Raw genomic sequence first — 14,171 nt, 5'->3', positions numbered from 1 at the left:
GGAGCGGGGACCCGGGGGATTCGGGGGATTCGGGGGTGTGCGGTCAGCGCTCGTCGCCCGGTGCGCGGCGCAGCACCAGGGCGGCGTTGCCGCCCATCAGGCCGCGGCTGAGCACGAGCGCGGTCTCCAGCGCGGCCGGGCGGGCCTCGCCGGTGACGACGTCGAGGTCGTGCCGGACCTCGGCGACGTTCGGGGTGGGCGGCACCACGCCGTGCTCCAGCGCGAGGACGGCGGTGGCGACGTCCAGCGCGGAGGAGGCGGAGTAGGCGCGGCCGTAACCGGTCTTGGGCGCGGTCACCGGCACGTTGGCCGCGTGCGGGCCGAGCGCGTCGGCCAGCGCCAGCGCCTCGGCCTGGTCGGCGGCCGGCACGCCCAGCGCGTCGGCGAAGACCACGTCGATCTCGCGGGCCGAGCAGCCCGCCTCGTCCAGCGCGCCGCGGATCGCCCGGGCCAGGCCCTGCCGGGAGTCCGCCCAGTCGCCGCCGCCGGTGAACGTGGCGCAGTGCCCGGCCACTTCGGCCCGCGCCCGGGCGCCGCGCCGGCGTGCCGCCGCGGCCTCCTCCAGCACGAACATCGCGCCGCCCTCGGCGGGGAGAAGCCGCGGGCGTCCACGGTGAACGGCTGGTAGGCCTGCTCCGGGTGCTCGGCCAGGCTCAGCTCGGGGTAGCCGAGCTGGCACACCACCGAGTACGGCGCGAGCGGCGCCTCGGTGGCGCCGACCACCACCGCGTCGGTGCCGCGCCGCAGGGTGCGCCAGGCGTGGGCGAAGGCGTCCAGGCCGCCGGCCTCGTCGTCGGCGAGCACCCCGCAGGGGCCGCGGAAGCCGCCGCGGATGGAGATCTGGCCGGTGCTGGCCGCGTAGAACCAGGCGATCGACTGGTACGGGCCGACGAACGACGGCCCCTGGCCCCACAGCCGCTGCAGCTCGCCCTGGCCGAACTCGCCGCCGCCGCTGCCCGCCGCGGTGACCACGCCGATCGCGAACGGGTCGTCCGGGTCGGTGGCCAACGCGGCGTCGGCAAGGGCGAGTTCGGCCGCGGCCATGGCGAAGTGGCTGAACCGGTCGGTCTGCACCAGGAACCGGCTGTCGACCAGCGCGGACGGGTCGAAGTCCCGCACCTCGCCGGCGACCTTGAGCGGCAGGTGGGCGCAGCCCTCCCGGGTGACCGGGCCCAGCACCGACACGCCGCGCAGCACCGACTTCCAGAAGGCGTCCACGGTCGTGCCGTTGGGGGCGATCACGCCGAGGCCGGTGACGACGGCCCGGCGCTCGCGGGAGTCGTCGCTCATCGGGTGCTCCTCTCGGCGTGGGCGAGCACCACCGCGGACTGGAAGCCGCCGAAGCCGCTGCCGACCGAGAGCACCGAACGCAGGCTGACCTGCCGGGCGGTGCGCGGCACGTAGTCCAGGTCGCACTCCGGGTCGGGGGTGTCGTAGTTGGCGGTCGGCGGCACCACGTCGTGCCGCAACGCCAGCGCGCACGCGGCGAGTTCGATCGCGCCGATCGCGCCCAGCGAGTGGCCGACCATCGACTTGATCGAACTCATCGGCACCGTGCGGGCGTGCTCGCCCAGCGACCGCTTGACCGCCGCGGTCTCGTGCCGGTCGTTCTGCTTGGTGCCCGAGCCGTGCGCGTTGACGTAGTCCACGCCATCGCGGGCGATCCGCGCGTCGGCCAGCGCGCGGTCGATGGCCCGGGACATCTCCTTGCCCTCGGTGGTCAGCCCGGTCATGTGGTAGGCGTTGCCGAAGGTGGCGAAGCCGCGCAGCTCGCAGTGGACCCGCGCGCCGCGCCGGCGGGCGTGCTCCCACTCCTCCAGCAGCAGCACCGCCGCGCCCTCGCCGAGCACGAAGCCGTCGCGGTCCGCGTCGAACGGCCGGGAGGCGTGCGCCGGGTCGTCGTTGCGGGTCGAGGTCGCCTTGATCGCGTCGAAACAGGCCACCGTGATCGGCGAGATGGGGGAGTCCGCCGCGCCGGCCACGATGACGTCGGCGCGGCCCTCCTGGATCAGGTGGAAGGCGTGCCCGACCGCGTCCAGGCCGGAGGTGCAGCCGGTGGAGACCGTCTGCACCGGGCCGTGCGCGCCCAGGTCGGCGGCCACCTCGGCGGCCAGCGCGCTGGGCTGGAAGGCCCGGTGCAGATGCGGCCCGGCCTCCTGGTGCGTCACGTCCCACCGCCGGCCGGACGCGCTGACCTCGACGTAGTCGTGCTCCAGGCGGGTGGTGCCGCCGACCGCGGAGCCGAGCGACGCGCCGATCCGCCACGGGTCCTCCGCGCCCATGTCGAGACCGCTGTCGCGCACCGCCTCGCGGGCCGCGGTGAGCGCGAACTGCACGTAGCGGTCGCAGCGTTCGGCCTGCTCGGCGGTGAGCCCGGCCGCCGCCGGGTCGAAGTCGCACTCGGCGGCGATCCGCGACCTGAAGCCCTCGGGGTCGAAGAGGGTGATGCCGCGGGTGGCGGTCCGGCCGGCGGTCAGCAGGTCCCAGAAGGCGGGGACGCCTATGCCGCCGGGGGCGACCACCCCGAGGCCGGTGACCGCCACGCGCCGGCTCATGCGTGCGCCCCGGCGGGGTCGGGGGGCACGGCGGGGGCCGCCGCGTCGCCCCCCGCGGTGTCGTGCGCCCGACTGCCGGCGTGCGGGCGCCCGGCCCCGGGCTCCTCCTCGGTGTCGACGTGGCCGAGTTCCGGGCGGGGCGCGAGCGGGCCGAGGTGGAAGACCATCCGGGCCTCGGTGTCGCCGACGTTGCGGAAGCGGTGCCGCTGGTCGATCGGGATCATCAGCCCCTGGTCGGGCCGGAGCGGGTGGGTGACCCCGTCGAGGTCGACCTCCAGCGAGCCGCTGACCACGAACACGAACTCCTCGGAGTACGGGTGGTAGTGCTCGCCGATCCGCTCGCCCGGCTGCAGGATCGCCATGCCCATGAAGCCGCTGGTGGCGCCGGTCGAGGTGGGGGTGAGCACGGCCCGCAGGTCGCCGCCGCGGCGACGGTTGGGGGCGGTCTCGTCGAGATGCACGATGCGTGCTTGCTGCTGTGCCATGACGGCTCCTTGGCCGGATCGGGGACGTGGAAGGTTCCGGTCGGCGCGGCGCGGGCCGGCCGATCGGCCCGGTGGGGGACGGAGGTACGGGGAGGGAAGCGGAGAGGGCGGAGGGGGCGGACGGAGGGGAGCGGACGGAGAGCGGTCCGTCGGGGGAGGAGGGGAGCGGAGGAGTACGGAGCGGCAAGCGGGTGCCGGCGGGTCCGGGTCCGGGCAGGTCCGCGTCCGGGTGCGGGTCCGGGCGGGTCCGCGTCCGGGTGCGGGTCCGGGTGCGGAGACCCGGCCGGAGCGGTGGCGCCGGCGGGTCCGGGTGCGGAGGTCCGGCCGGAGCCGCCCGCGGTCCTACGGGCCGGCCGCCGGTCCCCGCCCGCCGAGCGGTCGGTGAGCAGTGCCATCGGCCGGCCGCCGCGCGCCAACTGCCCGGCGTCCGCGGGCCCCTGCACGTCGAGCAGCCGCACCAGCACCTCGCCGCGCTGGTAGACGGTGGCCGCGACGACCGGCCGGCCCGGGTCCGCGCAGTCCGCCGCGTCCAGCGCGGACAGCCGGCGCGCCTCGGCCGGGCCCTGCTCGGCGGCGACCGGGTGCAGGAAGGCCAGCCGGCCCAGCCCCGGCGTCCGCCCGGCCTGCGGGTCGGCGGCGACGTGCGCCACCGCGGGCAGCGCCGCCCGGGCGAAGAAGGCGCGCGCGGACCCCGCGTCGGTCAGGTCGCGGTCCTCCTCCAGGTAGGGGTTGATCGCCTCCTCCACCGCGCGCACCTGCGGCTGAGCGGCCACGTGCCGCAGCGCGTTGCCGAGGTCGCCCTCGACCTCCACGGCGCGCACCACGCGGTTGCCGTCCATGTAGAGCGAGGTGCGCAGCAGCCGGGTGGTGTCGTCGACGCGGGCCTGCGGGGACTCGTAGTCCGACAGCAGCTTGGCGACGGCCTCCTCGCTGCCGGGCCGGACGGTGAAGGTGATGGCGTGCCGGACGACGCCGCCGACGCACAGCGGCGGGGCCGGCACCGGGTCGGTCCCGGCGGCCTGAGCGGTCTGCGCGGCCTTCCCGGCCTGAGCGGTCTGCGCGCCCTTCCCGGCCTGAGCGGTCTGCGCGGCCTCCCCGGTCCGGGGGGCGGCGGAGGCGTCCCGTGCGTCCCGTCCCCGCCGGTCCGGGGCGGGCCCGCCCGGCTCGGGCGTCTCGCGGGCGATCAGATAGCGCAGGCTCGTGGTGTCGCGCACGCAGTCGTGCAGCGGCTCGACCATCGCGCGGTGCGCGGCGCTCTCCACCCACTCCAGGAACGGCTCGCTGCTCTCCCACTCGCTGGTGATCAGCCACTGCGAGGAGTTGCCGAGCGACTGGCACAGCTGGTCGCTGATGTGGCCCGGCACGGCCGCCACCTGGTGGCGGATCTGCTCGTAGGCGGCCAGGAAGTCCTGCTGCTTGCCGTCGAGGACGTCCAGCAGCAGCACCACCCGCAGGCGGGCGTTCGTGGTCGGGACGCGGTACGCGGCGGTCGCCGCGTCCGTGGAGGACGGCGGGATACTCCGGTCGTCGAGGGTGGTCACGGGAGGGTCCTCTCGCAGGTGCGGGACGGGTTGCCGTCCGCATATGCGTTCGGCGAGCCCGGTATGACGTAATGCTCACGTAAAGCACGACGACGCGCACGGCGCGTGAGGCGGCCGAGTGAAGCCCCGGCGAACCGGCTCCGCCGGGCGGCCCGAGCGGGAACACACATCGCGCACCGCTCGTCCCCGTCCTTGGAGGACCCCCATGACGCGCCACCCCGACCACCGCTCCCCGTCGCCCGACCGCGGAACCGGCCCCGCGCCCGACCCACCGGGCGGGACCGCCCGCGCCGGGACCGCCCGCACCGGGAGCATTCCGCCGGGCGGCGGCCCGGGCCCGCGCCCGGAGGGCGGCGAGCGGGTGCCGGTGCTGATCGTCGGCGGCTCGCTCGTCGGCCTGTCCGCCTCGGTGTTCCTCGGCCGGCTCGGCGTGCCGCACCTGCTGGTGGAGCGGCACGCGCGCACCTCCACCACCCGCGCGGCCGGGGGAACAACGTCCGGACGATGGAGCTGTTCCGCACCGCCGGGGTCGAGCCGGCGATCCGCGAGGCCGCCTCGGTGCTGGCCGGCAACCACGGCATCCTCCAGGCCGACACCCTCACCGGCGCGGAGCAGGAGTGGCTGTTCCGGCAGATCGACCCCGGGAACCGGCTGGCCGCGATCAGCCCGTCCGGGTGGTGCCTGTGCAGCCAGAACGACCTGGAGCCGGTGCTGTTGGACGCCGCGCGCGACCTCGGCGGCGACATCCGCTTCGGCGTCGAGCTCGTGGACTGCGCGCAGGACGGCGAGGGCGTCAGCGCGCTGCTGCGCGACCGGGAGACCGGGGCCGAGCGCACCGTGCGGGCCGACTACCTGATCGCCGCGGACGGCCCGCGCAGCCCCGTGCGCGAACGGCTCGGCATCGCGATGACCGGGCCCGGCGAGCTGTTCCACAACGTCAGCATCACGTTCCGGGCCAAGGCGCTGGCCGACGCGGTCGGCGACCGCAGGTTCATCGTCTGCTACCTGACCAACCCGGCGAGTCCCGGCGCGCTGCTGCCCGTCGACAACGCGCAGGACTGGGTCTTCCACGCGCCCTGGCGGCCCGACGACGGCGAGACGCTGGAGGACTTCACCGACGAGCGCTGCGCCGAGCTGATCCGCACCGCCACCGGGGTGCCCGGGCTCGACGTCGAGATCACCGGGAAGGCCCCCTGGCACGCGGCCGAGCGCACCGCGGCGGCGTACCGCGACGGGCGCGTGCTGCTGGCCGGCGACAGCGCGCACGAGATGTCGCCGACCGGGGCGTTCGGCTCCAACACCGGCATCCAGGACGCGCACAACCTCGCGTGGAAGCTCGCGGCGGTCCTCGCGGGATGGGCCGGGCCGGGGCTGCTCGACACCTACGACGCCGAGCGGCGGCCCGTCGCGCTGGCCACCGGGGCGCGGGCCTCGGCGCGTTCCGCGGAGCACCGCCACCCGGGCTACGACGTCGGCATCGGCGGCGGCGCCGGCGGGCCGCTGGGGGCGCCTCCCGGGCGAGGCCCCGGGGGAGGGATGCTCGCGGTCGTCCTCGGCTACGGGTACGGCGAGGGCGGCGCGGTGCACGGCGCGGACCCGGCGGCCCCCGTCGTGCCCGACGAGTTCCGCCCGGTCGCCCGGGTCGGGGGCCGCGCCCCGCACATGTGGCTGCGCCGCGGGGACGGCTCCGGGCAGGTCCTCTCCACCCTCGACCTGTACGAGACCGCACCGGTCCTCCTCTGCGGGCCGCGGGGCGCCGCGTGGCACGACGCGGCCCGGCGCGCCGCCGCCACCACCGGCGTCCCCCTGACCTCCTACGTCATCGCCCGCGACCTGCACCCCACCGCTCCGCCCGCCCCGGCCCCGGGGAACGCGGCCCCGGCGAGCGAGGGCGCGCCGTCCACGGAGAACGCCCGCCCGGCGGGTGGGGTTGCGCCATCGGCGGAGGGCTCGCGCCCGGCGGGTCCGGGCGCGCCGGCCCCGGAGGGCTCGCGCACCGCGGGTCCGGGTGCGCCGGCCGACTGGGCCGCGCTCCACGGCGTCACGGACGAGGGCTGCGTCCTGGTCCGCCCCGACGGCTTCGTCGCCTGGTCGGCGAACGGCGCCGCGGACGACCCCAGGGCCGCCCTGGAATCCGCCCTCCGCGCGGCCTTCCGCCTCCCCTGACGCCGGGCGCCGCGCCCCCGAAAGACACGCCCGGCGCCGAGCCGGCGCGGAACGGGCGCGGCCCCGGGCGTCGCCCGGCGCGAGGCCGGCGCGGGGAGGCCCGCTACGGGGTGACGCGATAGCGGCCCGTCATGCCGCGCATCATGTGCCCCGGCAGATGGCAGTGGTAGATCCAGTCGCCGGGATTGTCCTCGCGGTACTCCACCGTGAGCGTCGTCGCCGGCCCGAGCACCTGCGAGTCGACCCACCCGTCCGCCGAGCGCCAGCGGTGCCCGTGGACGTGGAAGACGTGGAAGGAGTTGCCGAGCGAACTCACCCGCCACCGCACCCGCTCACCCGCCCGCGCCGTGAACGTCGGCGCGTTGTCCACGAACGCGCCGCCGTTGCACAACGACAGGTCCTGCTTCAGCTGCGGCGCGTCCGCCGCGGACAGGTCGTGGAAGAAGAGCACGAACTCCCGGTCCACCCGGGGCGTCGCCGCGTCCGTCACCGCGATCATGCCGAACAGCCCCAGCTCCGCGCCGATCTCCATCACCGGCCCGCCCGGCACGAGCGCCTCGGAGTGCGACCCGCCGGCCGGCGGCGGCGCGGACCCGGCGTGCGGGACCGCCTGGGGCGCCGCGTGGTCGTGGTAGGGCCAACTGCCCACCGACTGCGGCACACAGGTCCACTCGTACGTGTGGCTCTCCCCGGGCGCGACCGCCGTCCCCGGCGCCTCGGGATCGTCGGCCATCCACGCCCCGTCGTTCTCCGGCGTGTACCGCACGCCGTGCGGGTGGATGCTGTGCGGCCACTTGTAGTGCGTGTCGTTGTTCCGGAAGTGCACGCGGATCACGTCGCCCACCTCGCCGCGCAGCACCGGGCCCGGCACCCCGGCGTTGGGGCCGATGCCGTCGGGCCCCTCGTCGCCGGGCAGCGGCTGCTCCCAGCCCGGGGTGTACGCGCGGTAGCCGATCGCCTGATACGTCGTCTGGTCGGCGGTGAACGTCATGCCGGTCATCGCGTCGCGCCCGCTGGGCACCAGGTTGAGCGCGAACGAGTCGGCCTGCAGCCAGTATTCGCGCACCCGGCCGCTGGGCCGGAAGCCGTCGGCCGCGAACGGGTCGAGGCCCGCGGCGCCCGCCGGGGCCGACCCCGGCGCGGAGTCCGCCGCGGCGGTCGCGCGCGGGCTCGCGGAGAGCGACAGCGCCGCCGCCGCGCCCCCGCCGGTCAGCGCCCGCAGCAGCGAGCGGCGCCCCCGGGAGGTGCGGTCATTGTGCGCGGGACGTGCGGGGTCCGTGGCCATGGCGTCCTTTCGACGAAGCGGGCGGGCCGGGGTGCGGGTCGTGCGGGTCGTGCGGTCCAGCGGGTCGGGCGGATCGGGCGAGTGGGGCCGGACGTGCGGGTCGTGAGGGTCGTGCGCGGTCGGTCGGGACCGCGGCGGCGCGGTGCGTACGGACACCGCGGTGCGCACGGGCGCCGCGGCGCTCGCGGACGGTGGTTCGCCCAGCTTCGCCCGTATTGCCCCTCTTGTGTGTGCCGACAGGCCGCACACGCCGCCGGGCCGGGCCGAGCGGGTGACCGGGAGCGGCCCGGGGACGCGGCGAACCGGGCGGGGCCGACCCGGCGCCGCGACCGCCCGGGGCCGGGGAGTCGAGGGGGCGTCGGGCGGCCCGCGCCACCCGAAGGGGCGAAGCCGCCACCCTCGTGCGTCGTTCCGCTGGCAGACCGCGCGGGTGTGACTGACGGTGATCGTGTCGCCACTGCGCTTTTCCTGGCCGGTACGAAGCCGGCCAGGCGCACGTCGCGACGGAAGGACGTCCCCATGCGTACTGCGCGCTCCCTGCTGGCCGGTGCTGCCCTCACCGGCTGCCTCGTCATCGCCGCTCCGGCCGCCCACGCCACCGGCGCGATCGACGCGTACGACCCGAGCGGGCCGAAGACCACGTCCACCGACAGCTCGGGCTGGGCCGCCGAGCACGGCGGTGACAACGGCGGGTGGCAGAAGAGCGAGGAGGGCGGCGACCCGGGCTGGGAGGGTCAGCGCCCGCACGGCGGCATGCACACCGGCGGCGGCGGCATGTCCCTGGCCACCGGCGGCGGCCTCGCCGCGGGCGGCGTGCTGCTGCTCGGCGGCCTCGGCGCCGGCGCGTACCTCCTGCGCCGCCGCACCGCCTCGGCCCCGACGCCGGCCTGACGCCGAGCGCCGAGCCGGTCAGCGCCCCGGGGCCCAGGCCCCGGCGCCGGCCGGCGCCGGGCGTCGATGTCAGGGGCGCGGGGAACGCGGTCCGTTCCCCGCGCCCCTCGGGGGCCAGACGGCCCCGAGCCGGTGCGGACGCAGAGGAGGAGAGGAAGCGCCATGACGCAGGACACCGCGGAGCCCGAGCAGCCGGCCCGCAGCCCGAAAGCGCGCGGCCTGAAGTGGGCGGCCGGGGCGGCGCTTCTGGGCGCACTGCTCGTCTACAACTCGCTGAACCCGGGCGCCTCGCAGTCCGCGCTCGGCGCCCCCGCGGCCCCCGCCCCGGCCAAACCCCAGGCGCAGGCGTCGGCCGCCGCCTCCGCGCAGGCCGCCGCCACGGCGCGGGCCGAACAGGGCCCGGTACTGCCGCCCTCGGTCCCGGTCCGGCTGTCGATCCCCTCGATCGGCGTCAACGCCCCCTTCGTCCCGCTGACCCTCGGCTCGGACGGCCGGCTGCAACCGCCGCCCGAGGACGACAGCAACCTCGCCGGGTACTACGCCGACGGCCCCATGCCGGGCCAGCGCGGCAGCGCGATCGTGGCCGGGCACGTCGACACGAAGACCGGGCCCGCGGTGTTCCTGCTGCTCTCGCTGCTCAAGCCGGGCGCCACCGCCGACATCACCAGAGCGGACGGCGTCGTCGCCACCTTCAAGGTCGACTCGGTGCAGACGTTCTCCAAGAACGCCTTCCCCGACCAGCAGGTCTACGGCGACACCCCGGACGCCGAACTGCGCATCATCACCTGCGGCGGGACCTTCGACCACGCCAAGCAGGACTACAAGGACAACGTCGTGGTCTTCGCCCACCTCGACTCCTCCCGGCAGGGCTGACCCACCCACCGCCGCGCCCGGCCCGCCGCACGCCTGCCGGGCCCGCGCGGGAACTGCCGCCGCGCCCCGGAGCTGCCGCCGCGCCGGAGCTTTAAGCGCTTCCTTCGCCGTCCTTAAGCCCGCCATAAGAACCGGTCCCGCCGCCCTGAACAGGGCTTTTGCCCGGATCCCGGCCGCTAGCGTGCGTGTGCACCCCACGGGGACCCCACCGGGTCCCGCCGCACACCGCGTCTGAGGCAGGCAGCACATGGCATCCACTCACCGTCGCCGCACCGGCCGTACGGTCAAGCTGAGCGCAGCGATCGTCGCCGCCGCGGCGATCGCCGGCGGGGCCGTCGCCCTGGCCGGCTCCGCGAGCGCCGCGACCGTCGGGGCGGCCTACTCCAAGACCAGCGACTGGTCCACCGGCTACACCGGCCAGTACGTGATCACCAACTCCACCGGCAGCACCCTGGACGGCTGGACGCTCACCTTCGACCTGCCGGCCGGCACCTCGATCAGCTCGCTGTGGAACGGCGACTACACCGTCTCGGGGCAGACCGTCACGGTGAAGCCGGCCGGCTGGAACGCGAAGATCGCGCCGGGCGCCACCGTCGAGGTCGGCTTCGTCACCAAGGCGTCCGCCAAGGCGGCCGACCCCGTGCACTGCATGATCGACAACGCCAAGTGCTCGGTGGACGACGGCCCGACGCCCACGCCCACCGGGCGCCCCACGCAGACCGCCACGCCGACCCCGCCGCCCGCCACCAGCCCGGCGCAGCCCACACAGCAGCCCACCGGCACGCCCGCCCCCACCCCCACCGGTTCCACCGGCACCGGTTCCGGTTCGAGCGCCTCCGGCGGCTTCTCGCCGTACGTCGACACCTCGCTCTACCCGGCCTACGACCTGACCGGCGCGATGAAGGCCGACGGCGTCAAGCAGTTCAACCTCGCGTTCGTGACGGCCGGCGGCGGCTGCACCCCCAAGTGGGGCGGCGTCAGCGACCTGGGCGGCGACGCGGTGGCCGCGCAGATCGGCGCCGTGCGCTCGGCCGGCGGCGACGTCCGGGTGTCCTTCGGTGGCGCCAACGGCACCGAACTGGCCGCCGCCTGCTCCTCGGCCACCGACCTCGCCGCCGCGTACGGCAAGGTCGTCGACCAGTACAAGCTCACCAAGGTCGACTTCGACATCGAGGGCGCGGCGCTGCCGGACGCCGCCGCCAACACCCGCCGCGCGCAGGCCGTCGCGCAGCTGCAGAAGAGCCACAGCGGCCTGGAGGTCTCCTTCACGCTGCCCGCGATGCCGACCGGCCTGACCCAGGACGGCATCAACCTGCTCAGCAGCGCCAAGAGCAACGGCGTCGCCATCCACGCCGTCAACATCATGGCGATGGACTACGGCTCCTCGTTCACCGGCGACATGGGCCAGTACGCCATCGACGGCGCCACCGCGACCCAGGCGCAGGTCAAGAGCGTGCTCGGGATCTCCGACGCCGACGCGTGGAAGAAGATCGCGGTCACCCCGATGATCGGCGTCAACGACGTCAGCACCGAGACGTTCACCGTCGCCGACGCGCGCGAGCTCGCCGACTTCGCCGCATCCGAGCACCTGGCCTGGCTGTCGATGTGGTCGGCGACCCGCGACAAGCAGTGCGACGGCGGCGCCCAGACCTGGGCCAGCGCCACCTGCAGCTCCGTCACCCAGGGCGCCGGCGACTTCGCCAGGGCGTTCAACGCCTACACCGGCTGACCCCCGCGGTCCCCGAGACGCCGAAGAGCGGCGCGGCAGCACCCTCGGACTGCCGCGCCGCTCCCTTGGTGCGTCCTCTCAGAGCTTCCCGTCCTCCTGCGGGAGGTCCGTGAGGACGTTGTCGCGCGCCACTGCCGCGTACCAGTGCGCGCTCTGCTTGGGGATGCGGCGCTGGGTGGAGAAGTCCACGTACACCGCGCCGAAGCGCTTGCTGTAGCCGTAGGCCCACTCGAAGTTGTCCATCAGCGACCACAGGAAGTAGCCGCGGACGTCCGCGCCGTCGGCCAGCGCGCGGTGCACGGCCGACAGGTGGCCGCGCAGGTAGGCGATGCGCTGCGGGTCGGCGACGGTCCCCTCGGGGGAGATGTAGTCGTCGTAGGCGGCGCCGTTCTCGGTGACCATCATGGGCAGGCCCGGGTGGTCGCGGTGCACCCGCATCAGCAGGTCGTACAGCGCGGAGGCGTCCACCGCCCAGCGCATGGCGGTGGTCTCGCCGGGCGCCAGGTGGAAGGCGACGTGCTCCGAGCCCGGCCACGGCGAGTGGTCGCTGGCGCCGTGGCCGTCGTTGCGCTGCAGGTCGCCGTCGGCGTGCGCGGTGCCGTCGGAGACCAGCGTCGGGGTGTAGTAGTTGACGCCCAGCAGGTCGATCGGCCGGGAGATCTCGGCGAGGTCGCCCTCGTGGACCAGCGCCTCCCAGTCGACCAGGTGCGCGGTGTCGGCGAGCAGGTCGGCGGGGTAGTCGCCGCCGAGGATCGGGCCGAGGAAGACCCGGTTGCCGACCGCGTCGATGCGGCGGGCGGCGTCCAGGTCGGCGGCCGAGGAGCTGAGCGGCCGGATCTGGTGCAGGTTGAGGGTGATCGAGGCCTGCGCCGCCGGGGCGGCCGAGCGCAGCACCCCCACCGCCTTGCCGTGCGCGAGGTTGAGGTGGTGGGCGGCCTTCAGCGCGGACTCCGGCTCGGTGCGGCCGGGGGCGTGCACGCCGGAGCCGTAGCCGAGGAAGGCCGAGCACCACGGCTCGTTGAGGGTGGTCCAGTACGGCACCCGGTCGCCGAGCGCGCCGGCCACGATCCCGGTGTACTCGGCGAACCGCTCGGCGGTGTCGCGCACCGTCCAGCCGCCGACGTCCTCCAGCTCCTGCGGCAGGTCCCAGTGGTAGAGGGTGGCGACCGGGGTGATGCCCTTCTCGAGCAACTCGTCGACCAGGCGCCGGTAGAAGTCCAGGCCGCGCTCCACGGCCGGGCCGCGGCCGGTGGGCTGCACCCGCGACCAGGACACCGAGAAGCGGTACGCGGCCAGGTTCAGGTCGGACATCAGCGCGACGTCGTCGCGGTAGCGGTGGTAGTGGTCGGCCGCGATGTCGCCGGTGTCGCCGTTGAGTACGCGGCCGGGGGTGTGGCTGAAGGTGTCCCAGATCGAGGGGGTGCGGCCGTCCTCGGCCGCGGCGCCCTCGATCTGGTAGGCGGCGGTGGCCGCCCCCCAGACGAAGCCGGGGGAAAGCGGAGCGAGGCGGTGGCGGCCTCGGTGCTCTCTGAACGGACAGCTGTCATGCGGGGACTCCAGGGGAATCAGGGGGTCGTCGGGAGGTCAGGGGCGCGGAGGGGCGTGCCGGGGGCGGGCGGGAAGAAGGCGGGAAGAGGGCGGAAAGAGGCGGGAGGGGCGCCGGGGGTGGGCGGCCCGGGGGGAGGACCGCGGCAGGGCGGGGAGGGGTCAGCTCTTGACGGCCCCCGCGGTGATGCCGCTGACGATCTGCCGGCCGAGCACCGCGAACACCAGCAGCAGCGGCAGCGTGGCGACCAGCGCCGCGCACACCACGACCGCGTGGTCGATCTGGTGGTTGCCCGAGCCGACGCCGGCCAGCGCGACCTGCACGGTCGGGTTCTGCTGGCTGAGCGCGATGAAGGGCCAGAAGAAGTCGTTCCAGGACTGGACGAAGACCAGCATCCCCAGCACCGCCATGGCCGGTCGGGCGATCGGGAACACCACGTGCCAGATGATCCGCAGGCTGTGCGCGCCGTCCACCCGAGCCGCCTCGACCAGTTCGATGGGCAGCGCCTCGGAGAGGAACTGCCGCATGAAGAACACGCCGAACGCGGCCACCAGCGACGGCAGGATCACCGACTGCAGGTGTCCGACCCAGCCGGCCTTGGTGATGATCTGGTAGAGCGGGATGACGGTCAGCTGCGGCGGCACGGTCATCGTCGCGACCACGACGGTCAGCAGCGCGTTGCGGCCGCGGAACTCCAGCTTGGCGAAGGCGAACCCGGCCAGCGTCGCGAACAGCACCGTGCTGATCGACACGCAGCCGGCCACGATCGTGGAGTTGATCAGGGCCTTGGTCATGTCGACCTGGTCCCAGACGATCTTCAGGTTGTCGATCAGGTGGCTGCCGGGCAGCAGCGGGGTGGGCGGGGTGACGATGTCGGTGTCGGTGTGCGAGGCCGCCACCACCGTCCAGTACAGCGGGAACAGCGACACCAGCGCCGCGAAGATCAGGAAGGCGTACGCGATCGGGCCGCCGTTGTGCTGCTTGCCCGCGCCGCCCGCGCGCACCTTGCGGCGGCGCGCCGACCGCGAGGAGGCGGCCTGGTGGCGCGGCCCGCCGGACTTGATCGGTTCGTTGACGGACTCGGTCAGTTGTGCCACGGG

General features: G+C 75.4%; 8 protein-coding genes and 4 pseudogenes. 5 read left to right on the top strand and 7 right to left on the bottom strand.

The window, feature by feature from the left end; all coding sequences use genetic code 11:
* Nucleotides 1-43 precede the first annotated feature (43 nt).
* The 4 genes and pseudogenes from VSR01_RS12695 to VSR01_RS12680 all read right to left on the bottom strand — a co-directional run.
* A pseudogene (locus VSR01_RS12695) lies at nucleotides 44-1,290 on the bottom strand (beta-ketoacyl synthase N-terminal-like domain-containing protein).
* Nucleotides 1,287-2,555 carry a beta-ketoacyl-[acyl-carrier-protein] synthase family protein gene (locus tag VSR01_RS12690; protein WP_326449348.1) on the bottom strand — a complete coding sequence of 423 codons (1,269 nt, stop codon included), beginning with the start codon at nucleotides 2,553-2,555 and terminating at the stop codon, nucleotides 1,287-1,289. The pseudogene VSR01_RS12695 and the gene VSR01_RS12690 overlap by 4 nt, the downstream one beginning before the upstream one ends.
* Nucleotides 2,552-3,040 carry a cupin domain-containing protein gene (locus VSR01_RS12685; protein ID WP_326449347.1) on the bottom strand — a complete coding sequence of 163 codons (489 nt, stop codon included), beginning with the start codon at nucleotides 3,038-3,040 and terminating at the stop codon, nucleotides 2,552-2,554. Before VSR01_RS12685 ends, VSR01_RS12690 begins: the two co-directional genes overlap by 4 nt.
* A 425-nt stretch (nucleotides 3,041-3,465) precedes the next feature.
* Nucleotides 3,466-4,557 (bottom strand): annotated as a pseudogene (locus VSR01_RS12680) (SchA/CurD-like domain-containing protein); the annotation flags it as partial.
* A gap of 229 nt (nucleotides 4,558-4,786) precedes the next feature.
* Here VSR01_RS12680 and VSR01_RS37730 point away from each other — a divergent pair.
* A pseudogene (locus VSR01_RS37730) lies at nucleotides 4,787-5,937 on the top strand (FAD-dependent monooxygenase); the annotation flags it as partial.
* 180 nt (nucleotides 5,938-6,117) lie between these two features.
* Nucleotides 6,118-6,747 (top strand): aromatic-ring hydroxylase C-terminal domain-containing protein, encoded by a 630-nt coding sequence (locus tag VSR01_RS37725; RefSeq protein ID WP_442785668.1) that lies wholly within the window; start codon nucleotides 6,118-6,120, stop codon nucleotides 6,745-6,747.
* A gap of 103 nt (nucleotides 6,748-6,850) precedes the next feature.
* On the opposite strand, the gene VSR01_RS12670 is transcribed toward VSR01_RS37725, so the two are convergent.
* On the bottom strand, nucleotides 6,851-8,032 hold the full coding sequence (locus VSR01_RS12670; protein WP_326449346.1) for a multicopper oxidase domain-containing protein: 1,182 nt from the start codon (nucleotides 8,030-8,032) through the stop codon (nucleotides 6,851-6,853).
* Between the two features lie 519 nt (nucleotides 8,033-8,551).
* Between VSR01_RS12670 and VSR01_RS12665 the strand changes: the two genes are divergently transcribed.
* The 3 genes from VSR01_RS12665 to VSR01_RS12655 all read left to right on the top strand — a co-directional run bounded on the left by VSR01_RS12665 (nucleotide 8,552) and on the right by VSR01_RS12655 (nucleotide 11,525).
* Complete coding sequence (locus VSR01_RS12665) at nucleotides 8,552-8,923, top strand: hypothetical protein (RefSeq protein ID WP_326449345.1); 372 nt, start codon at nucleotides 8,552-8,554, stop codon at nucleotides 8,921-8,923.
* A gap of 162 nt (nucleotides 8,924-9,085) precedes the next feature.
* Nucleotides 9,086-9,796 carry a class F sortase gene (locus VSR01_RS12660; protein ID WP_326449344.1) on the top strand — a complete coding sequence of 237 codons (711 nt, stop codon included), beginning with the start codon at nucleotides 9,086-9,088 and terminating at the stop codon, nucleotides 9,794-9,796.
* Between the two features lie 247 nt (nucleotides 9,797-10,043).
* Entirely contained in the window at nucleotides 10,044-11,525 is a 1,482-nt protein-coding gene (locus VSR01_RS12655) for a glycoside hydrolase family 18 protein (RefSeq protein WP_326449343.1), read from the top strand.
* Nucleotides 11,526-11,603: 78 nt separating this feature from the next.
* On the opposite strand, the pseudogene VSR01_RS12650 reads toward VSR01_RS12655, so the two are convergent.
* Nucleotides 11,604-13,072 (bottom strand): annotated as a pseudogene (locus tag VSR01_RS12650) (GH1 family beta-glucosidase).
* 160 nt (nucleotides 13,073-13,232) lie between these two features.
* A complete protein-coding gene (locus VSR01_RS12645; protein WP_442785443.1) occupies nucleotides 13,233-14,168 on the bottom strand; it encodes a carbohydrate ABC transporter permease in 936 nt (311 codons plus the stop codon).
* Nucleotides 14,169-14,171: the final 3 nt, after the last annotated feature.

Origin of the sequence: Actinacidiphila sp. DG2A-62 (assembly GCF_035825295.1) — a bacterium.
Classification (GTDB): domain Bacteria; phylum Actinomycetota; class Actinomycetes; order Streptomycetales; family Streptomycetaceae; genus Actinacidiphila.
The sequence above is the reverse complement of the archived record's forward strand: the minus strand, read 5'-3'. Positions and strand labels throughout refer to the sequence as shown.